At 38.7% G+C, this 579-nt stretch carries 1 protein-coding gene; it reads right to left on the reverse strand.

The features are described 5' to 3' along the window. The coding region (locus FB586_RS19575) for a TonB-dependent receptor (RefSeq protein ID WP_222928402.1) at positions 1-579 on the reverse strand (579 nt) is incomplete at both ends.

The following is a 579-nucleotide window of genomic DNA, read 5'->3' on the forward strand; positions in this document are numbered from 1 at the left end:
ATTCCTGGCCAACCAGCACACTTAAACTATGTCCTTTAGGAAGGAAATCTTGAAAGTTATAGTTTAATGTATTTGTGGAGCGTATCCCCTGAGTCGACGTATTCAATGAGATAAGAGCAGGCTTATTTTGATCTAAAGCAGCGGGAATATTACGCACATAATACGTCGTTGGACCATAAAACCGATCATTATAGTTGTGATAATCATCAAAGCCAAATTCTGTCCTGAACCGTAGGTTTTTAACAATATCCCAGCTAAATGCAGCATTTAGGTTATACGTTCTCCTTCGTTGCAATTGATCATTATCGACCAAAGACTCTAACGGATTATACAGATTGAATTCATCATCGGTTTCATCACTATTTGTTAGGCCCCCAACAGGAAAGGGAGGATAAATCATGGCGAATTTTAAACGGGAATCTGATGAAGAGGCTTCATTCTGTTCATTCATGCCTCCACCTGAAATGCGAACATCCGAAAATCGCGCACCCAAATCTATGGAAGTATTCTTTGATGGTTTATGGTTTAGTTTAAAATTGACATTTTGTCTCCGAAAACCAGACATTTCCATAATCGCTT

The organism is Cellulomonas telluris (assembly GCF_004886325.1).
Lineage (GTDB): Bacteria > Actinomycetota > Actinomycetes > Actinomycetales > Cellulomonadaceae > Cellulomonas > Cellulomonas telluris.